Raw genomic sequence first — 24039 nt, 5'->3', positions numbered from 1 at the left:
GGAGTTTACATGGATGACATTTTAAAAATAGCAGACAGGGAATTTAAAAGCAGGTTCATGATTGGTACGGGAAAATTTCCGTCAGATGAAATCATGAACAAATGCCTTGATGCGTCAGAAGCGGAAATAATAACAGTGGCTGTAAGGCGCGTGGACCTTGAAAACCCCAACGCGGATATTATGTCCGCGCTTGACCCCAAAAAAATATTCATTCTCCCCAACACTTCCGGCGCGCAGAACGCGGATGAAGCCGTAAGGACGGCAATGCTGGCGCGCGGAATGGGGCTGTCAAACTGGATAAAACTTGAAGTGACGCCCGACCCAAAATATCTGTGGCCGGACGGGGACGAAACCCTTAAAGCCGCGCGGATACTTGTAAAAGAAGGTTTTGTGGTGCTGCCATACATAGGGCCTGATCCCGTGCTGGCAAAAAAACTTGAAGACGCGGGCACTGCAACGGTTATGCCGCTTGCGTCGCCGATAGGTACCAATAAAGGAATGAAGTCAATTGATACGATAAAAATAATAATAGAACAGGCGGGGATTCCAGTTGTCATAGACGCGGGTATCGGTTCGCCTTCGGACGCGGCGCTTGCAATGGAACTTGGCGCGGACGCGGTAATGATAAACACCGCCATATCAGCCTCGCCTGACCCTGTCAGAATGGCGGAGGCGTTTAAACTTGCCGCGCGCGCGGGCAGGCTTGCTTACCTTGCGGGTATGGCAGAAAAAAGGGACAACGCAAGGCCTTCATCACCCACAGACTGGCTGGTAAAATAATATGTTTTATGAAGAGTTTTTAAAAATAGATACAGAGCAGATAAAAGCAGCGGTTAATTCCGATGATAAAACGCGTGTTGAAAGCGCGGTTAAAAAAGAGAGTGCCTCCTATCAGGATTTTCTTGCGATGCTTTCGCCCGCGGCGGCTTCATTGCTTGATTACATGGCGATAAGGGCAAGGGAAATGACGCAGAAACACTTTGGTAAAAATATTAACATGTACATTCCCCTTTATATTTCCAATGAATGTTCCAATGAATGCGCTTACTGCGGGTTCAACAGAAAAAATAAAATCAACAGAAAGACGCTAAGCGAAGAAGAAGTGAAAGCCGAACTTGAAGGTATAAAAAACCTGGGATATAACAGTATTCTTCTGTTAACCGGGGAAGCTCCTGACAAAGCCGGGCTTGATTACATAGCGCGGTGTGTAGCGTTTGCAAGAAAGTATTTTACGCAGGTCTCGCTTGAAATTTACCCTATGGATGTTGATGGCTATAAAAAACTTGTGGATAACGGTGCCACAGGGCTTACGGTGTATCAGGAAACTTATGACCCTGAAACATATAAAAAAGTCCACCTGTCCGGGCAGAAGAAAAATTTTGAATGGCGCATTAACACTCCTGACCGCGCGGCGCAGGCGGGGTTCCGTAAAATCGGCATAGGCGCGCTTTTAGGGCTTTATGACTGGCGCACGGAAGCGGCGTATGTGGGCGCGCACGCGGCATATATAATGAAAAAATACTGGAAAACAGAAGTATCCGTAAGTTTTCCAAGGATGAGAGGCTCCAGCTCCGCATTCAAACCGTATCAGATAATAAGCGATAGGGAGCTTGTGCAGATGATATTTGCCTTAAGGATATATACCAAATTTGCCGGCATCACCCTTTCCACAAGGGAAGCCGCGGATTTCAGGGACAATATGATAAGCCTTGGAGTAACAAATATGAGCGCCGGTTCAAAGACAAATCCCGGCGGCTACGTCGGAAGCGAATCTGAAGGCCAGTTTGAAATTTGCGACGACAGAAGCGTGGAAGAAATACTTCTGGCAATTAAAAGCAAAGGGTATTATCCCGTGTTTAAAGACTGGGCTGATACGTTTGGGGGTAATAAATGAAAGCGGTAATTAACGGCTCTGAAAAAGAATTTGAAAACACCATGACTATTTCCGCGCTGCTTGTATCGCTTGGACTAAAAAAAGGCATGACTGTCGTGGAATTAAATGGGGAGATAATTGGAAGAGATGATTTTGATAATAGAAGTATTAGTTCAGGAGATAAAGTGGAAATAGTAAGGTTTGTAGGGGGAGGATAGTTCTAGATGCTTGGATGCTTGGAAGGTTGGATGCTTGGAAGGTCGGCAGCTCGGTGGCTCGGAAAATGGTTTGGTACTGGTAGGCGCACCCTTTAGGGTGCGGCAGTTAAAGGGATATAAAAAAATGTTTGGTATGGTTTAGCATTGGTAGACGCGGGTCTTTAGCCCGCGCGTTTTTGTTTTTGTAATGGTGTTGTATTGGTAGGCGCACCCTTTAGGGTGCGGCAGTTAAAAACATAAATCTAAACAACGCGCCTTAAAAGGCGCGGCTACCAGATCGGTGAAAAACCTTTTTAAAGGAGAAATTATGAATAATACAAAACTAAACAGCTGGCCTTTTGGCATTTATTCCGTTATAACGGAAAAATTCTGTTCCAACGGCTCATCCGTTAAAACGCTTGAAAAGGTTTTAAAGGGCGGGGTGAAAATGGTGCAGTTACGGGAAAAGGAGTACCATAAAGGCAGAATTTTAAAAATGGCTCTTGAATTCAGAAAACTGACAGATAAATATAAAGCCCTGCTTATTATAAACGACCATATAGACGTAGCCCTAATATGCAAGGCAGACGGCGTTCACCTTGGGCAGGATGACATTCCATGTAAAGACGCAAAGAAACTTGCACCCGGGCTGATAATAGGAGTCTCCACCCATAACATGAAAGAGGCGCTTCAGGCACAGAAAGACGGCGCGGATTATATAAACATAGGGCCAATATTTGCGACAAAAACAAAAGAAAATTTAATGGCCCCGCTTGGTATTGAAACCCTGATAAAAATCTCCAAAAAAATTAACATCCCATATACCGTCATGGGCGGGATTAAAGAACACCACATCCCACAGCTTGTTAAAGCCGGAGCGAAGAGGATTGCGATGGTAACAGAAATAACCCGGGCTGATAACATCACCGCAAAAGTAAAAGGTCTGCAGGGAATGATAAAGAGTTTTTAATACATAAAGGCAAAAAATATGCATCGCCTGTACCTGCTGTTTTTGATGAGCTATAAAAAGATAAAAACTATTTGTAAGCTCCTAAACCTGCTTAACGGCTCAAGCGTGCGGAAGAGACTCCCAGCAATCCGCCAAGAATTAAGGCCATTATTGACATAGGGATAAGGCTTTTTGGATCTGATGCTCCCACTAATACAGCAGACGGAATAAGCACAAGGTACGATATAAGCACGCCTTTAAAGAAAGGTTTTATCTTTATTTCGCTGTGTACTATCAGGAACCCGGAAACTACCCAAAATGTAAACGCCGAAATGTCAGCAGACAATGGTAATTTCTGTATTATCATAGGAATAACATCCACAACCCCGGCAATTGCTCCAAGCCCCAATCCAATTAATGTTTTTTTCATTTTCAAATCTCCTTGTTTTTTTATTTACCCCTTCTTGAATTTAATGAAAAGGATTTTAACATGTGGCTGATAAATTCACAATGCCGTAAAGTAAGAAAGTTATAATTAAATCATTAAAGAGAAATAGCGGCAACAACGGTAATGAAATATAACGGAAGTGCGTGGAAGCTTATTGAAACAGCCGGATTATCTGCAGGTATAGCAGACTATACCTCTCTATATGCCTGCAACGGGACAACGTATGCGGCGTACACGGATGTTGGAAAGTGAGGTGTTTTTGTTGTAATATATATTTATGGAAAAATTTGAATTAAAAGACATTGTGGCTATAGGCCGCAGTTACAGTGAATACGAAGCGATATTCGGACTTGATAAAATTGATATGCGCGCGGAAAACGTGCTGGACTGCGGCGGCGGGGTATCTTCATTCACACACGAAGCGTCAATAAAAGGAATTAACAGCATATCCGCGGACAGGATATATAAATTTACTCACAAAGAATTAGAAACAAAATCAGCAGATGATTTAAAAATAATGTTCAATTCCCTTTCCAAAACAAAACATCATTACAAATGGGATTACTATAAGGACGAAACTGATCTTGAAAAACACAGGAATTTTGCCAGGGATTTATTTTTAAAGGATTACAGGGAAAACAGGGGAAAGAAATATATAACGTGCAATATGCCTGTTTCGCCTTTTTATGATAAGGAATTTACGCTTGCGCTGTGTTCGCATTTTCTTTTTCTTTATGACGAGCATCTGGATTATGAGTTTCACAGAAAGGCAATAGAGGAATTGGTGCGCGTGACTAAAGGTACAATACTTATTTATCCGCTTATTAACCTTCGCTACCGGAAATCAGAATTTGTAGACAGGATAATGAAGGATGTAATATTTAAAAACGCGGAATTCGAGATAATAGAAACAGAATTTGAGTTTTTGGAAGGGGCAAAAGAGGTTTTAAAGGTGAGTACCGGTTAGAAGAGATAAGGGGGTGTCCCTTGAGTTTAAATTTAGGAAAAATGGTCTTTGGGGCAAATATACCAAAAGCAAGACAGCTCAAGTCCCGCATTCATTTTCATGTAAAAGTCGGCGCTAAAAGGATTGCGATAGTAATAGAAATAACCCGGGTCAATAATATTACCGCAAAGTAAAACCTTGCAGGGGATGATAAAGAGTTTTTGTTTTTACGGGCAAAGATAATACTAACTAATAATATCAGCTTAAACATTTACACGTGTTAATACCTTTATCCCCTAAAGTGATATGTTTAATGTTTTAAATTAACAAAATAGTTGACAGAAAAAAATGTTTGTTGTAGATTAATTTTCATAACACAAGCAAGAGGGAGGGTTTTTTTGAAACAGGGTTTTTATTTTAAGAACTTAGCGATGCTAACGGATGCAAATCTTTTATTTCCTTATTCTATTTCTGCTAAGGATTATAATCTTTTCAATGTTATTAATTCCCGGAAAACCAATACTAATCAAATAGAAATAAAATCAGAGATTGTTAAAATTGAAAATATTTCACCGGACGGCTGCGGTATGTTTAAATATGACTGTAATGTTTAGGTTAGTATAAGGGATAGATGTGGTTCTACTTTCAAGGTTTGCATTAATTTATTGTTTTGTTAAAGTTTTCATTACTTAAATCAGTACTTAAGAATAAAATTTGAAAAATGAATCAGAAGGGGAAGTAAATGGGTTTAAAAAACAGTCCAATAACAGGTAAAATTAAAGTATTAAAATTGGTTATATCTGTTATTGCTATTTTAATGTTAATTAGCTGTACGGGACTGTCAAAAAAATGGTTAAGCACGGCTTCGCACGGGAATTATGGAATTATCTTTCACGAAGAGAACAGTTTAAACTCTTTGCGTTGGGGATATGGAATAATATACAGTAAAGAAAAAAAACAGCCATTAGTTGTTAATATTATAAACAATGTGGAATTGTATAAGTCTTTTTCGCATACGGCTTTTTCCTATATGCATGATGCTAATTTTAAGTCCGATGAGCAGGCAAATAATTTAGACTACAAATCCGGCGATTATGTTATTGGACAAATGGCTTTTTCTCACCCTACTTATGAGGGTGGATATGAAGCGAAAAAAGAATTCTATTATTTTTCAAATACCTGTCCGCAGAATAAAAATTTTAATAAGTATGTATGGAAACAAGTTGAGACAGAAGTGTTAAAGAAAGATTGTACTGTTTTAACCGGGCCAGTGTTCCTGGATTCTAATAACGAAAGAACAAAAAAACCTGTCGCGGTTTTAGGGAAAAGTAAAATCTGGATACCTTCACACTTCTTTGTAATTGTAATAACAGGCGGAAATAATTGGGATAATATTAAAACCTGGGCGCTTCTTCTTCCCAATACAGATATTGATACAATATCCCCAGATTATAGTACGACTATTGAAGATATAGAAAATAAAACCGGATTAACATTTTTATATTACTTATCTGAAGATTTACAGAAAAAACTGAAACCTATAAAAAATGACTGGAAAATTTTTGTTAATAATTAGCTGTGAACCAAGTTTAAATGTAATTATTAAAATAATTTTGAAATAAAGTTTTTATTGATTAATAGAACATGCATAAAGAATGAGCGATAGTTTAAAGCGTATTAATTAAAAACTAAATTACGCTATAAAAATACATAATAACAAACTGAGATAGAAAAAATTTTCAAGGTATATAGGAGGAAAAATGGGAAAATGTAATAAATTGGTTATTTGCATTGTTGGTATTTTGTTAATCTTTTCAATCTGTGCATTTGGTGAAAATATTAATGATAATGTTAATAAATATTATGCAAAAAAAACCCCCGATCAAAACAATAAAACGTATGTTCATATTACCGTGACTAGTTCTTCTGTAATGTTAAATTGGGAGGATTTTAATAAAATAGAAACAGATGATAAATATATTGCTAAATCGGGAGAAAGCAAAGAAAAAGAATTGGGTTATTTAGTTCATGTCTTAAAAAAAGCTGATTCAAATTCTATGTCATATATTCAAAATATTCCTGATTTTAGTGAAAAAATATATTTTACAGAGAATAAATGTTTGTATTTACCAAATTTAGAAGCTGCTACACAGTATTATGTTGTTGTAAGAAATGTTGTGGTGGAAAAAACGCGAAAACAAAAAGATAGTAACTTCATGGATCACTATTCGTTAGGATATACAACAGTTAGCGGAGATGGCACCGTTTCATTACAATCAAGCGTTGAATTTTCCACGCCTGAAGATTACAAAGAGGATAATAAGGAAAATAAATGTGAAACCAACTTAACAAAAGTAGAACTTGAAAACCTTTATAATGATACGTCAGAAAACAATAATAGAATTGTAGAAGTAGAAGGTTATTTAAAAAAAATAACAAATATTGATTATTCAAAAATAGTAAAAATAAATGAGATGAGTACTGCAAGGGATTCTGGAATAAGTGACGGAAAGTATGTTCTATATATCGGAAGTTTACTTCCATATATACAAAAATATGAAGCAGAGAATGAAAATAATGATTATATTAAACTTCTTATATTCATTCATAAAAATAAGGGTGTAATAAATGGTACTAAAAAAGAAATGTTATTATGTGAAATTATAAATGTTCAGGAAATCAGGGAAAAAAAATAAAGGAGTAATGATAAAGTTGAATATTAAAAAGTATTTTAAATATTTTGTATTATTAAGTTTAAATTTCTGTTTAATGCATATAAACGTTTTTGCTGACACAGGATTTGCTGTTTTGAATTCTTCAACAACAGTAAATTCATCAATATCTGCATGTACTTTTTATGTAAATTATACACAAGCAATTACTGTTTCGATTTCGGATAAAACGCAAAGCGTTGGTTTGAAAATGCATCTATTTGTTGGAGGAACGGAAGTTGCCAATGCCATAGATTCTACAACGTTAATTTATTCTGTTAATCCTTCCGCAATAACAAGTTGTGAAGTGAAGGTTGAACTATTAAATGCTGTTCAGACTGAAGATATATATGATAATACAGGCGTTAAAACGGGAACGCAGCCAGTTGCATGTGGTTTTAAAATAAATTATGAATATCCATATGATGATATAAATCCGATATCATCAATTTCCATATCTGGCGCCTATCAATATTTAGGGAATAACTATTATGGTTCAACACAAAGTTTTATTTTTTCTTGGAATGCAAGTGATGATGAATCAGGAATAAGCAGTATGGGTGCAAATATTTATAATGAAAATACAGACACTTCTTTTGGGAATGGAGATAAAACAGAAGCTTTTCCAACTACAAATTATTCTGCTCCTGGCAGTAATTCGGCCAGTAATACAAAAACATATTCAACGTTATCAATGAAAAATGATTTATTTTGTCTAAGTACAAATGCATCTGATTTTGCAAAAGCTTCTCCAAATGTTTATTCGTCAAGTACGAATTTATGGATTGATTCCACGAGTCCTAGAATTGTATCTATTTCACCTTTAAATGGATATACAACAGCAGACCCGAACGTTACAGTTATTTGTGAAGTTGCTGATGATAATAATGATTATGATTCCGGAATACAAAATAAATCTATAGCTCTAAATTCTGGTTCGGCAGTTGTAACTTCTGGACAAAGTTCAATATTTAATCAAAATTTTGTTTTATCTCCGGGAAGCAATATTGTTTCCATATCTGCAAGTGACTATAGTGGAAATAATTTATCTCAAAGTTTTACTTATTATTTTGACGCCCCACCCACAATTTCAGGTTTAAATCCTATTTCGGATTCGATAAATACCATATATTCAGATTCTTTAAATGTATCAGCTTCAATAACTGATGCAGGGGGATTGCCATTAAATAGCGTAATAATAAACTTATATCAAGACGGTATATTATATAGTTCGCAACCGATTATTACAGGTGGAGCGCTTACATCCTATTCATTAAATTATTCCATTTATAGTATAAAAAGAGGAACAAGTCTAATAGAAATAGTTGCTTCAGATACAAAAACTACTGTTAAATCTTCGTTTACTGTGATTAGAAAAAAGAAATGGACGGTTATTGATTATGTATGTGCTGATAATGATCCTAATTTATTTACTGATATAACAGGGTTTCAGCACGGTGCGATTTTTGATAATAATGGAGGCATGAAAGTTGCTGGTTGTGATAACAATCTAGATGGGATTGTGTATTTTGACGGTAATTCAACGCTACATCCCGAGGCTGCAGTTTATGAATTAAAATCTGGATATATGGAAAAACTTGATTTTGACACGACCGGCATTTTAAATATTCCTAATATTACAAATACAGGAAGTCGTTTAAATCCGGAGTTAAATTCAGCAGACTATAGGATTCTACAAAGATTTATAGAATTTGCTTTTGAAAAATACCCGGCAGATCATTATATGGTCATTATTGCGTGTCATGGGTTTAGTTTTATAGAAAATTTATTTGATGATGATTCTGGTGTTTACACAGGCATTAATAATGTATCTGTAGCATTAACGAACATAAAAAACATAAAAAACAAAAAAATAGATTTGATTGCATTTGATTCTTGTTTACAAAGTTCATTTGAAACGGCATATCAAATTAAAGATGCGGTTGATTATATGGTAGGTTCAGAAAATATTACATATGCAGGAGCGTTAAACTATAAAAATTTATTTAATGACTTTAAAACTGTAATTAATGCTTTTCCTGATAATCAACAAGCAAAAGAGATGGCTAAACAGTATGTGGAAAACTTTAGAGAAGGTCATGAATTACCCTACAATAATGGAACGTGTGCGGCTTTAGATTTAAATAAAATGGATGACGCAAAAGCAAAATTAACAGAATTAGCCAAGGAATTAATGACCCCTGAAATTTATGAGTATTTCTATCCTGAAATAAATTCTATAAAAGAAGAATTTGCTTTAAGATTCCCATTTGATGAAAATCCTGAAAAAAGATTTTTTGCGGACTTATATAAAACAACTAATCAATTTCAGTCACTTATAACCGGAGATATAACAACTTCAGGCTTATATACGAAATGTCAAAATTTAATCAATGTTATGAGTCCAAATGATCCTAATTCTTTAGTTTTTTATAAATGGGATGATCCAACAATATCTTTAATTCCGGCTGATGATTTGTCTGATGCCGGTGGAATTACCATCTATTTTCCAACGGATCAAAAAAATTATAATCATTTTATTGACTGGCCGCAAGCAAATTACTCGTTATTAAAATTGACAAATGATTCGGATTGGGATAAATTTATTAGTAAAGATATTACTCCGCCAGAAATTAGTTCGGTTTCTATTAGCAACTCAAATTTATCAACTGTTGGACAACCTATCATTATTTCTTATTTTGTTGATGAGAATTGTGAAATTGAATATAAAGTTACTGATTCATCAGGAAATGAGCATCTTGTTCAAAGTTTTCAAGCAAAAACTGCAGGGGCACAAAGTTTTACTTGGTATGGAACATTTAAAGATTCATCGGAGCAACAGCAACTTTTAAATAATGATGTGTATCAATTAAGAATACAACTTAAAGATGCAGCTGGAAACTATTACAAAATGCCGCCGGGACATGGCGTAAAGTACTATGAATCATCAAATATAAATATTTCTATACCAAGAAAAACTATTAATTTTGTTGCCAAAACGTCACCACGAGTAGACAGTGCTATAAGTTACATAGAAGTACCAAATGTTTTATTTACAGCAAAACAATACATTTCTGCATTAAATTCTGATATTTATGTTGCTTCTGGATTTAGTAATAACTCTATCTTGGTGCCATCAGTTGGAACATATCAGGTCGCTATTGCAAAACAGGGTTATTCTACACCGACGAGGCCGGATTTGACTATGGATTCAAAGGCGGATGTTTCAGACTATGAAATTTTAGATTTTAATCCTTATTTATTTAATGAAGCTAATTATGATTCGTCAGTAGACAGCGATGGTGATTTGATGCCGGATGGTTGGGAATTTAAATGTTGGAAAAATTGGGTTGGATGGACGCCAGCAGATGGTTGTGATCTGTCAAAACAAAAAGTTCCTGGAATAGATATAAATGAAGCAACTTTAGATAGAGATATTCCATATAAAATTGCTTCTAATAAAAGACCTTCGCTTGGTGATGGTTTGAATGCTTTGCAGGAATGTCGAATAGCACATTATTCATTATTATCCGCACCTTCTGACGAAATTGAATTTAAAGATTTAAGTCCGCAATATATTGATTTATTAGTGGAAATTGATTGGATGCGTTTTTTTTATAGCGCAACAGAATATAAATATCAGATCACACCTTTAACAAAAACGTATGTAACAACATTAATGGAGAATGCTGGAGTAAAACTTCATTTTGCTTCTTCGCAACCGGCTACTCAAATATCAATTTTACCTGCGGATGGTATTAAGCCGGATATAAACATTTCTTATCTTGAAAATTCATTAAATTCAAGCAAATTTGCTGATTATATTAAGGATGGCTATAATTTCAGCGATAGAGTTATGCATATTATTTTTGCACCGGGTTGGACTAATATTGTTGGGACGACGTCTCAGGGGGTAAATTTAAAGGGTGCGGCGGGTTTATATATAAATAATGCAAATGCTAAAGGTTTATATGTTTTTGACCTAAATACAAGAAACTTATACAATAAAGATGGCACTACTAGAATCAATAATACAAAGGATAATCCGTTTATAAATGAGTGGGAAGGTTCTGTTGTAGCCCATGAAATAGGGCATGGTTTAGGTATTGACGAAGAAACAAATCCGGATAATAAGCAACAGAATGTTATGTATACAACAGCCTCGGATTCAACGTTTATTTTTGGGGAGGAACAACTTCATTTTTGGGATTCAAATATACGTGATTTCAATTTCCAAAACTTATTTTCATTGCCCGGGTATCGAACGGATCATGTTTCATATAAGCCTTTAATTTATCACATACAGCCAGAACTTTATCAGCCAAATAATACTCGATTAACTGCTTTCGTTTTGGATAATGATGAAAATCAGAACAGTCCTAATCTTATAAGAAAGATTGTATATAGTATTAATCATGAAGGAACCTGGGGTAGTTGGCAAATTGCCAATTTAAATTATGATGATACTTCAATAAATTATGGCGATGAGTATAATTATAGTTTTGATTTAAGTGGATTAGGTTTAAATGATAATGATTCAATAAAGTATTATTTTTATGCTGCTGATGGACAACTTCCTGACACGGATTTTAACGAAGTGACAAACCCTGCAGGTGGAAATTTATCTGCTGAACCTGCAACTGTATACCTTTTAACAATTGACAATACGCCCCCTAATATTAATTTTATTGCAAGCCCTACGGTTTTTTCTCCTAATAGTGATGGAATACAAGACAAGGTATTAATGACTGTAATTGCATCTGATACTAATCCATCAAATTTAATTAGCAGTGTATCTTTAGTTGCAAGAAAAGTTGGAACAACCACAAATAATGAAACTTGGCCTATTAGAACAGACCTAAGTTCTGGAAACAGTATTAATTATGAGTGGGAACCAGCAACTGCTGATGAAGGGTTATATTTATTAGAATTAACAGTACTTGATGTGGCTTATAATTCAGCAGTGCAAACCATGACGGTTGTTTTAGATATACAGGCTCCGGCTATAAATGATGTTACAGTTTCTACATCGTCAGGTGATTTAACATTTGCAGCAAATGATTCAAATATATTAATTGGATATAAAATAGCTGATTCGTATTCTGATAATATAAAAGTTGATTATAATATTTATGATACTTCTAAAAAATATATGTTTTCTACATCGGAAACAATAACGCCGGGATTAATGAATATAAAGCAAATTCAATGGAATGGGAAAGATGAAACAGGACAATTTTTACCTGATGGAACGTATTATTTACAAATATCCGCAACTGATGAAGCCGGAAATATATCTATAGAAACAACGGCAGTGCCGGTTGTAATACAAAGAACACCGGCTATTATTAGTAATTTTATTGCAAATCCTGGTGTATTTAGTTCTACGGGTATTGGCGGATTAAATACGAATGTAAGTATTAATTATGATTTAGATAAGACAGCAACTGCAGTAATTGAAATAAGAAATAGTTTGAATGCTCTTGTAAAAGTATATTCTGCAAATTCTTCAATGGCAGGGTCTTTTATTTGGGATGGAAAAGATACAAGTAATAATAGTGTTATTGACGGGAAATACTATATAAAATTAACCACAACAGATAATAATTTAAATCAATCGGTACAAACAATTAGTATTATTAATAATAGAATACCAACTGAGATTGTATTACCTGCATCTGGTACTAATGGAAATATAATAATTCGTGGTACCGCCCTAGATCCAACTGTAAATGACACGGGAGATTTTCATTCATATGAATTATGGTACAGAGAAGGAAGTATAACATCTTGGACAGGAACGGATAATCCGGCATTAATTTCTTCGTTAGATTGGCACAGAATAACAGTACCGGTTTCACAGCAGGAAGTTGATACTTTTTATCCAAATTCAAACATTTCAAAAGTACCAGTTAATAACTCGATTATAGGTTTATGGAATACAAACACTTCGTCGCTGATTAATGGGTCAATTTATACGATTTTATTAGTTTCAAAAGATAGTGGCGGGAATATAAGTTTTGACCATAAAGAATTTGTATATACAGACACAGTAATAGATTCATCAGTACCGATTATATCCATTCAAGAACCAACAAATACAGCAATACTATCAATTACATCAACATTAACCACTTTTGATATAAAATATATTTTAAATTCTTCAGGTAGATCTACATATTTAAGTTTGGATATAATGAAACTTGAAACTACAGAAGAAAAAGAAGTTGTATATCATAGAGTAAATGCTGATTGCAGCACCGATGGTACATTTGTGTGGGACGGAAGAAATACGTTAGGAACAGATTATGTGGAGGCTGGAAATTATAGAATAAAGCTTACTGCTATGGATAATGATGGAATTGGTATTTCCACAAGTTATAACGATGTTATTGTACAAGACAATTGGATTAGACCGAATACAATTTCGAGTATTACGGCATCTCCTAATATTGCATTACCTGCACAATCAATTACTATTAATTATCAAGTTTCTCAAGATTCTTCGGTTCTAGTGAAAATTTTAGATCAAAATGATTCATTAATCTCAACTTTAGTACCAAATATTATAACAGATACATCAGCACAAGTAACTAATTGGGCTGGTAGTGCAATCAACGGTTTATACAAATGTGTAATAACAGCCGAATCTATTAGTGACGGATCAATTGCTACAGCCCAAATACCTTTAATTATAACTAATGGTACAGGAGGAACGACGGCAGTGATAAGTTCTCCTTCTTCGGGTTCGATAATCCAAGGAAAAACTTTATTAAATTGGAATGCATCAGCTAATGGATTATATTATCAGCCACAAGATTTTACCTGTTCTTTTACTGTTAATGGAGAAGAAACAACTTATCCGGCACACAATAATATATATAATTGGAAAATAGGATTAAAATCAGATATTATTTATGACAAAACGGTTTCTGGAATACAAGTGGGTGGGAGTGATGTTGGCATTAGAGATTATAGCAAAATGTGCATTATTGAACAGGATAATCAAGGGAAATATACTTTATTTAGAAAAGCAATGGAAACAAGGTGGATTGAAGTAACTGTATATTATTTTGATGAATATGGAAATTCGGTAGAATATTTAGAACCATATCCAACACCTTCGATATACCTTAGCGTAGATCCGAATAGAGGATTTGTTATAACAGAGAAAGGCAAAGATCATTTTAAAGCGAAAACGTTTGTTTGGGCAGATGTACATGCAGCAACCGCAGGGCAATGTATAGTAAAACCAAATGAACATGTTTATGATTATTTTCAAATAAGTCCAAGTAATATAAATATTTCGTATACCGTTACAGGCAAAACCTTAATGAAGGAAGTTATTTCAAATAAAGAAATTACTGATTATTCAGCCATACCAGGCGCGCCTTCTGATATTAATTTTATAGAGAATATTCCTGCTGCAACTTCACACAACGGTCAAATTTTAACTAATGCCACTTTTGGAAGTACTCCAATTTTTGTGCTTGCAGAAGCAATAGGGGGAACATATTATACAGGAAGTGCTGATTATGATGATAATTCTGTTATTAATACAAATATTTCAGAGCTTGTAGTAACTAAAACAGATGATGCAAATTATAAAATAGAAGGAACGTTAAATTCTATTGATACAACTTCACCTAATGCTCCAACGCCTTGGAATCAAACTTTTACAATTGCGAGTTCTGATACTGGCAAGTGGATAGCAGCAGATGGATTGAAAAAATGTTTCAAAAATCATCAGTTAACAAGTGTTAATCTTGAAACTATATATTCAAGTATTTTACCTGCACACAATTTCACCTTCTCTGGAACTAAATACACTAATGTTAATGTTTCCCCAAATGTTTCAATTAGTTTAGCCGGTGATTATTTAACTGTTTCGAGTGATTCCTCAGTGAATTGGGATAGCACGCAGGATCAATCGTTGAATGCTACGGCAGGAAATATTATAAATGAAGGTTATGTTTTTAACGGTAATTCAAATCCAAATTATTTTATCACTAAAACACAACCTATTAAATACTCGGACTACTATAATAATAATGATATGAGTTTTGCGGATACAATGACGAATAAATATTTATACTGGTATGGTAGTGGTACTTCGCCGATTAACAATCCGCTTATAAATATAGATGCCAATGCGACACCAAGTTGGAATGTTGTTGCACAATATTCTGATTCTCAATCAATAAATAATGATTTTGAAATAGATTATAATAAGTCATCCATTCCAAATTCAAATTTAACAAGTCTATTTAATTTACCAAACGATGTTGACGATATTTTTACAATAAATATGAAGAATAACTCTTATCCAAAAAGAATTGAAAAAATATATGGCGCAACCTCAACCCTTTCAGATGGATTCGCCGGGTATAAAATGTTTTATAAAAAAGCAGGTTCAAGTGTATGGAATGAGATTCCAAAAGCATCAACTGGACCAGTTTCACCTGGCGGCGTTTTAGCGTATTGGGATGTAACAGAACTTAATGGAGACTATATTGTTAAACTAATAGTATTTGATGGAAGCGGATCTGTAGAAACAACGCAAAACTATACTGTTGGGCAACTTGCTTCAGCTACTGCCTCAACTATAATTAGTGCGCCATGCAATAAGGCTTATTTAACTATTCCATCAGGATCTTTGAGTTCGGATACGATAATCACAATAAGTGCAATTAGACCTGAGGATAGTTCTGTTATTTTAGATTCTTTATTGCCGTTACCGTATGGTGTGATGTATAAAGCGCAGCCTGAAGGTTTAATTTTCAATACAGATAATCCCGCAACAATGTCAATAAGACTATTACCTGGGGAATTAGATGGATATGACCCTAATTCTTTAAATGTATACAAAGTGCAAAGTGATGGTTCTATGGAAATAATGGGAAACATCATCAGAAATACAGAACTTTCAAGTGATTCTACCCCGGTGAATATAACGAGATTAGATTTTCCAGTTACACATTTCACTGAATTTGTTGTAATGTCAAAAATGAATGCTCCAGTTCTAAATACAATTAATCAGGCAATTACATCTAATATTATTACATTATCTGGTACTTCTGAGGTTGCATCTAAAGTTGAGATATTTATTAATGATATCTCAGCAGGTTACTGCACAACAAATGAAGCTGGAAGTTTTGCAAAAGATATTGAACTCATTCCGGGTGAAAACATAATAACAGCAAAGGCTACAAGATATGTTGGTAAAGGGTATCACACAAGTGATGAATCAGAAAGTATGACGATAAATTATAATACAGAAATACCAAAAATAACAATAAGCGAGAGTTCAATAAAAAGCGGTGTTGAATATATTACTTCTGCAAGCAATATTATATTTTCAACGACTAATAGTAATGGACAAAACGGCATTAAAACATATCAGTATTCCGTAGACAACGGAACGACATGGAAAAATGTGGATCCGACTGTATCGATTTTTCATCTAAACGAAAACGATATGAACGCAAGTAGTGATATTTCTTTGATATATCGTGTACAATACAATAATAATGCTTTTAGTAATACGTATACATATATTAATAAAATACATATTGGATTTGAAATTGTTAATGATTATTGGGCTGACTGGGCATATAAAGTCAGTGACACGGAAATTTGGTTTTCCGGAGGTCGAAAGTCTAAATATGATGAGACCATAAATCTGGGTTTAAGATACCCACAGCTTTATTATTCTGATGTTTTGAGGTTTAATGGACAATCTTTTGAATCAATAGCGCTAAATGAAACGAAAGTAGTACCGGATAATAATTATAACTATCCAAATAATAATCAATATAGAAGACGTTTTGTTGTTGCTTTAAATAAAGAAATTTTTTCACCTTACCAGAAGTGGGATAAAAAGAATAATTTAATAGATTATCCATTTAATACAATAAACAATGCTGAAGAACAAATTGACATTTGTTACAACAAATACTATATAGAAAATATCAATCATGAGCAGGCAATTATATCCAAAAACGATGGAAGTATTCTTATTCTTAATGATGATTTAACGTCCTCAACGTATAATGTAACAAATAATAAATTAAATAAAGTTAAACTAGGAGGAGATGGTTTTTATTATGTAGTAGGTGATGTAGGAACTGTTTTGAGAAATGGAACGCAATTAAGTCCGGATCAGAAGACAAATTTAACTTACTGGAGCCAGATAGGATCTTCGATTACAGAATCGGAATTGACAGATATACACATTTTTGCAGACAATACAGGCTGGGCAATTGGAAAGGGTGGCACGATAAAGTATTTTAGTATGGACAATACGGGTAATATCAGCAATGTTATAGATTATTCGATTTCTTCAGAATTTAACGGGTCCTTAAATGCAATATATATGAAAGATAAAAAACATGGATGGATAGCGGCAGATCAAGGTAAAATATTAGTATGGGATTCAAATCAGAATAAATGGATAGTTACAATTACACCAACGAATTTAAATTTACAATTTGTTGTTGCAGATAACAATAATATTTTTGCAGGTTCTGGAAAAATTACTAAAGATGAAATATCAGGGGCGATAACATTTAATCAAAACGAGAATGTCTTGATAAGAAGCTCAAATTATAAAACATATATTCCTGTTGAACGTCCAAAAGGATTAGAAATTGAGTCAGATCCAAAATCCATAAAACTATCTTGGAAAAAAGCTACAGGAAATAATGAATACCAAATTTTAAGTTATAATGTGTATCAAGGTAATTACACTTCAGAAAGCGCAATAAATAATGTGCAATTTGTAAAAATAGCATCTACGACAAATAATCAATTTATAGTAAATTTTAGCACTAATGAAGATACTACAAAATATATATATGCAGTAGATGCAGTTTATGGAAATGGGAGCGGTATTGCTGGTGAAACTTATTACAGTAACGAGGGCTTTGGAACTCCAAAAGGATCTATTTGGAAAACTGTCGGTACAGACTTATATCCGGGATGGAAATTCCACTTTGGAAATAACGAGAAAACCGTTGGTCTTGATTCATTAAATCCGCAAAGAAAAATTCACAGTAAATACTATGCTGGCACACTTAATATTATGACGTTTAACAGCAATGAACAAATGTGGCAGTCTTTAGACATATCACATCCATATTCATTTGATTTTGTTCAGTCTTTAAGTAGTTATGCGGGGGTAAATTCAATAGGTTCATTTGATATAGATCAAAATGGAAATATGATAGCTGTGGCTAAAATGAATCAAAATACTACAGGGATAAATAATGAATTATGGGAATATAATGAACTAACAGGATGGCAAAAAGCAAATACCGTAAATCATTGTATTGGATTGAACAATACAAGTTCAACGGGTTGTGGGGATGAAATATTTGATGTTATAGGTGGTACCAGTAATATTTGGATATTAGGAAATGCTTCGGGTGTATCAAAACCATTTCTTGGTAAATATTTAGGAAACGGGAGCTGGTATCAAAAGTCAATATCAGATGTAACTCTTACGGCTCTAAAAAGTAATACCTTTATAATGAAAAATAACTCTACGGGTTGGGGTACATATAATTATCCAAAGATTCTATATAACAATAGTTTAATAAGTGTTCCTGGTCAAACGTTCTTTAATTTGAATGGAATTGGTATACATAAAAATAATTTAAATCATCTGAATTTCAAGCAGATTAATTTTACAAATTTAAATGATAACATGTCTTTAAATGGATGGGCGGTATTCTCACATGATAAAAATGAAAATATTGAAACTAATAAGCACTTAGGATTTGCTCGCTGGAATGGAAATAATTGGAATATTGAATATATTGATTCTTCTGAAACAACCAATAATTCTATAATTAATGGTATTAAAGATATATCAATGGTAAATTCGCAAGAAGGATATGCATTATTAACAGGTTCAAATTCGGCAATATTTAACTATAATGGAAATTCGTGGATAAAGTCATCCCTGCCTGGAAGTTTAGAATTATACAGTTCTTCACAAATAAATGGAGAGCAGGAAAAACCGGTTTGGATTGCTGCGTCAAATGCTCAAATATTAGCTAAGCGCAGTGTAAATACTCAACCGGCTGCTCCAACTAATGTGTTGGCGTCTTCGTCTACTGAATCTACATATCAAACGGACAATTATTATACACGCATTGAGTGGACCGCTTCAGTTGGTGATACAAATTCGCCAAAAATATCAGGATATAATATATATAGAAAATACGAAAATAATGATTATGTGTATGTAGGAACAACAGATGTATCAAATAATTTTTTTGAAGATGACAGATTTATGGACTTTAATGGAAACTATTATTATAAAGTAAAAACATTTAATAATTATGGTATTGAAAGTGAGTATTCGTCTAGTGCGGAAGTTTATGTTAACTTTTTAACGAACCCGATTATTACACCGACTGTTACTGCTACGCCAATAATATCACCAACACCGACACTAACGCCATTAAATGAATTAGTTCACAGCTGGCAGCAATATGGCTATGATACTCGAAACAGTTATGGGTCACATAACAGTGGTTATTCTGAAACCTCAATGATTCTGGCATATAATTTTTATGCGCCTGACAGGATATATAATATATTATCTGATAAATACAGTAATACTTATGCATTCACGGGAGATGAACTTCAAGATTATATAATTCAATTATCCCCTGATGGTGAAGTAAATTCTATTGTTGAAAGAGGTCTTACATCAAATATGGTTCTTGGTAATAATGATCATCTGTATTATACAACTTTCGATCCAAATCCTGAATTGACCCCTGGAGTTGTAGCAACACCTTCAAACTTATTTAAAGCAAGAAATATTTTAACCGGAGAAGTAGTTTGGCAAGTTGGAGGAGGCGGTTATTTAAACCACGACACAAAAGTTGATGGAGAATATGTATATCATTTAGATGCTGGTTCAATAAGAAAATATAAAGATGTTCAAATTTCAGGGCAAACATTTCAATTACAAGAACAATGGCCGGCAGATATTAAATTAGGAAATGCCGTATGTAACAATCATACCGGGAAAAATTATATTGTTGATGATAACGGATATATTTATTTCGTTGAACCATCAACTCTTGGTGGTTGTTATCCTGGTAATTGGGGCTTGCGAATAGTTAAATATCCACCCTCTGGAAGTATGCCAAACGCAACGCCAACGCCAGGATATAGCACTCAACCAATGGCGTTTCTAAATCTGGATGAAATAATGAATGTAACATACTTTTCAGACTGGTCAAATGTGAAGCTGCTTTATGATAGCAGATATAATAAGATATACATTAGATATGAAGACAAAAATACTCACGAATTAAGATATATAGTTGTAACTGATGATTTAAAATATTTTGATAAGTTTGGAACAGGTATTATTAATGCATCCGATAGTTATTATCCTATAGGAGCCTTAAATAATGGTTATTTCTATTTTATTGGGACGAATAATTTTAGTTTGAGTGGCAATTCAGCAGATAACAAATACATTTATAGGTATAAACCGGTAACGGCAGATCAAGAGCATAATAATTTAATATCTAATCATATTGCAAATATTGGGCCAGGAAATAGATTTTCAAATTTTGTCATTGATAAAAATATTAGAATATTTATTGGTACTCCGAATTCAATTTATATATTCAACAATGCGTTGCACCTACAAAGACAATATAATATTAGTGGCGAAAAACAAGAATTGATTATTGGAAATGATAGTCGTATGTATTGTAATGTTGGAAATAATGAATTGTTGGGAATAGGAACGGGGAAACCCATCCCTACTCCGCCGGCCCAGACAACACAAATAGTAATGCCATCAACGTCTATTAATTATTTGGAAAATAGTGTAAGTATTTCTTGGCAGCCAATAACAGGCGCTACAGGATATTACCTATATCAATCTGGAAGTCCATTTCACTTATTAAATGAGGAAGTAATTACAGACACATCTTATACCGTAATTAATTTAATTCCCGGAAATAGATATTCATTTATTATTACAAGTGTTGATGCTTATGATAGAGAATCGGAGCCATCTGATCTATTAACTTTTGTATACGGCACTCCAACGCCGACACAGACTATAACAGCAACATGTACTCAAACAATGACTTCAACATTAACGCCTACTTCAACTCAAGGAACGCATAAATTAAATTTACAAGTGGCAAATGTTGATACGACAAACGACTGTAGTGCAAATTATTCAACATCAAAAGAAATGTGGTATAACTTCAAAATAGTGAATAACGATTCTGTAAGTGTGAATATAAAGAATTTAAAAATTAAAATATGGATATATAATACACAAAATATCTTATCGAATGGTTTTTATGGTGGGGAAATTAAAGATCAATCAGATAGCTGGAGAACGAATGTAAATGCTGATATTATTGTAGATAATTCACATAGTTCAAATATTTGTTTCTCGGGTGATACAAGAAAAGCAAATAGAACTGCTACGTTAATTTTTACTACAGATTTTAATATTCCACCCGGAGGGTTTGCACAAAGTCTCGACGGAAAGTTATATATTAATGGGTGGATAGATCCATTTGATTTAAATTGTGATGATTATTCAAAACTGCCTGATTCGACAGCATATATTAATGAATCTCATTTTACTTTATATGAAAATGATATGTTAGTAACCGAGTGGGCAGACCCGGATGACATAGATCAACAATCTGGACAAGAACCTTGTATTGTGTTGCCGACTAATACTATAACAAATACAGCTTCTATAACTGCAACACCGTCGCTAACGGTCAGCCCATCAAATACAAGTACTGCTACAATGACGCCTATTGCTTCAAATACAGCGTCAATGACAATTACCGATACTTCAACAGCAAGTCCGACAAATTCGGATACAAATACAGTATCACCAACATTAACGATAACAGAAACAATGACAAATACTATGATTGCTTCACCCACCGCAACTGCTACAGTAACGCTAACAGTAACACCGGTTGACTATATTTCAGAGGGCGTTGATAATAATACGGAGTTTATTACGGGTCTTTCAAAGTGGTTATTTACAACAGACCAATTTGCTCCGATTATAGATAATACAGATAGTGTTAAATCGGCAAAGATTAGAGATCATGAGATCAGTTATTTTGAAACGGAAGTAAATAATATTGATTCAATAAAGTTTTATTGGAAAATTTCGTCAGAACAAAATTATGACTATTTAAGATTTTTAATAGACGGTAATGTAATGGCACAAATAAGTGGTGAAACAGTTTGGGAACAAGTAATTAAAGATATCACTGCAGGACGACATATATTAAGATGGGAATATTCTAAAGATGGTAGCGGGTTCTCGGGAACGGATTCAGGGTGGGTTGATAGTATAGAATATATAAAAATAACGCCAACAATAACAGTAACATCAACCGGTTCAAACACACCTGTTGTTACAGTTACTGAAACAAGTACAGAAACAGCAACTATGACAATCACTTCAACAAATAGCGAAACCGCAACTACAACAGCGACATCTACAATAACTCAAACGGACACTATATCTCCGACTATTACTATTACAAGAACGCCTCTAATAGATAATTATGAATATGATGATGATTATACTCAAGCTGACATAATTACGAGTAGCCAGGTACAGACACATAGTATCTCACCATTGGGAGATATTGATTGGGTTAAAATTCTAGTTTCTTATAGGTCAAAAGTAACGATTGAAACAAGTGGTCTGGAAAATAGTGACACGGTAATAGGTTTATATAGTAACGATGATTTAATTAATCCAATTGAATCAAATGATGATAATGGAGATTCGTACTTTTCAAAAATAGATACTTATTTAGAACCGGGAGTATATTTTGTTAAATTAGGCGCTTATGAAAATTTAAATGAGATAGACCAATACAGCGTAAGTATATTAATGGATCCGGTATATACGGCTACATCTACAGTTTCTATAACACCAACAATAACACAAACCTTTATTACAGAATCAAGTAGTACAGAAACGATAACCCCATCAATTACATATACATATTCTTTTGAACCATCATTAACACAAACCCTATCTGTAACAAGTACTTTGACACCTTCAGCAACAATAACATCAACGAACTCAATTACAAATATTCAACTACAGCATGCAAATGAAAATATTACACTAAATACGCAGGAACCTCAGCCTAAATTCATTTTAAAAAATAATGGAAGCAACAGCATAAGTTTAAGTGATGTTGAAATAAGATATTTTTATCAAAAAGAAGGATCTGTCCCGGAATTAACAGATTTAAACTGGGCAAGTAGAAGTAATGTAAATTTAGATATCATAAGTGGAGATTTTGGTGGAAATCAAAACAGTTATTTAAAAATTACTTTTGATTCGGGTGCAGGCTATTTAGAAAATAATGAAACAGTAGAAATAAAATCTAGATTTCATAAGAATGACTGGTCTCAATATGATCAAGGAAATGACTATAGCTTTAGAAACAGTAACATATATGCAGATTGGAGTTATGTATGTGTCTATCTGCAAGGTAGTTTAGTTTGGGGTAACGAACCGACTTCTGGTTTTGCTTCGTTAAGTTCAAAAAAAATAACTTTGGAAAAAGGTGACTCGTTATCAAAAAAAAATGCATATAACTATCCTAATCCATGTAAAAAAGATACAATAATTCGTTTTTCTTTGTCTGGAAAAGAAGAAGTCAATTTAAAAATTCTTGATATAAAAGGAACAACTGTGTGGAATAAAAAGATTATGAAAGACAGTGTGAAAATTGGAATCAATCAGTATCTGTGGAATTTAAAAAATAGTTCCGAAATACCGGTTTCAAACGGCGTGTACCTATTAAAAATATCTACAGACGCTATTGAAATCACAAAAAAAATAGTTGTAGTGAGGTAACAA

The 24039-nt window shown here is 33.9% G+C and carries 10 protein-coding genes; 9 read left to right on the top strand and 1 reads right to left on the bottom strand.

What is annotated here, in order from left to right:
- The first annotated feature begins 9 nt into the window (after positions 1 to 9).
- The 4 genes from CVV21_05195 (at position 10) to thiE (ending at position 3040) form a co-directional block, all read left to right on the top strand.
- Complete coding sequence (locus CVV21_05195) at positions 10 to 780, top strand: thiazole synthase (protein ID PKL92149.1); 771 nt, start codon at positions 10 to 12, stop codon at positions 778 to 780.
- Position 781: 1 nt separating this feature from the next.
- The gene (locus CVV21_05190) at positions 782 to 1894 is read left to right on the top strand and encodes a 2-iminoacetate synthase ThiH (GenBank protein PKL92148.1); all 1113 of its coding nucleotides are present in this window, start codon (positions 782 to 784) and stop codon (positions 1892 to 1894) included.
- A complete protein-coding gene (gene thiS / locus CVV21_05185; protein ID PKL92147.1) occupies positions 1891 to 2091 on the top strand; it encodes a thiamine biosynthesis protein ThiS in 201 nt (66 codons plus the stop codon). Before CVV21_05190 ends, thiS begins: the two co-directional genes overlap by 4 nt.
- Before the next feature lie 307 nt (positions 2092 to 2398).
- Positions 2399 to 3040, top strand: coding sequence for a thiamine phosphate synthase (thiE, locus tag CVV21_05180; protein PKL92146.1), 642 nt, complete (start codon positions 2399 to 2401; stop codon positions 3038 to 3040).
- A 91-nt stretch (positions 3041 to 3131) separates the two neighbouring features.
- On the opposite strand, the gene CVV21_05175 is transcribed toward thiE, so the two are convergent.
- Complete coding sequence (locus CVV21_05175) at positions 3132 to 3449, bottom strand: hypothetical protein (GenBank protein PKL92145.1); 318 nt, start codon at positions 3447 to 3449, stop codon at positions 3132 to 3134.
- Positions 3450 to 3744: 295 nt separating this feature from the next.
- Here CVV21_05175 and CVV21_05170 point away from each other — a divergent pair, with 295 nt between their 5' ends.
- From CVV21_05170 to CVV21_05150, 5 genes are all read left to right on the top strand, one after another.
- Positions 3745 to 4434, top strand: coding sequence for a hypothetical protein (locus tag CVV21_05170; GenBank protein PKL92144.1), 690 nt, complete (start codon positions 3745 to 3747; stop codon positions 4432 to 4434).
- Positions 4435 to 4811: 377 nt separating this feature from the next.
- The gene (locus tag CVV21_05165; GenBank protein PKL92143.1) at positions 4812 to 5027 is read left to right on the top strand and encodes a hypothetical protein; all 216 of its coding nucleotides are present in this window, start codon (positions 4812 to 4814) and stop codon (positions 5025 to 5027) included.
- A 128-nt stretch (positions 5028 to 5155) separates the two neighbouring features.
- On the top strand, positions 5156 to 5989 hold the full coding sequence (locus tag CVV21_05160) for a hypothetical protein (protein ID PKL92142.1): 834 nt from the start codon (positions 5156 to 5158) through the stop codon (positions 5987 to 5989).
- Between the two features lie 184 nt (positions 5990 to 6173).
- Positions 6174 to 7109, top strand: coding sequence for a hypothetical protein (locus tag CVV21_05155; protein PKL92141.1), 936 nt, complete (start codon positions 6174 to 6176; stop codon positions 7107 to 7109).
- Positions 7081 to 24036: a hypothetical protein gene (locus tag CVV21_05150; GenBank protein ID PKL92140.1), complete on the top strand. Its 16956-nt coding sequence runs from the start codon at positions 7081 to 7083 to the stop codon at positions 24034 to 24036. Before CVV21_05155 ends, CVV21_05150 begins: the two co-directional genes overlap by 29 nt.
- The last annotated feature ends 3 nt before the right edge of the window (positions 24037 to 24039 follow it).

The sequence above is a fragment of the Candidatus Goldiibacteriota bacterium HGW-Goldbacteria-1 genome (genome assembly GCA_002839855.1).
Lineage (GTDB): Bacteria > Oederibacteriota > PGYV01 > PGYV01 > PGYV01 > PGYV01.
This window is presented reverse-complemented; position numbering and strand designations above follow the sequence as displayed.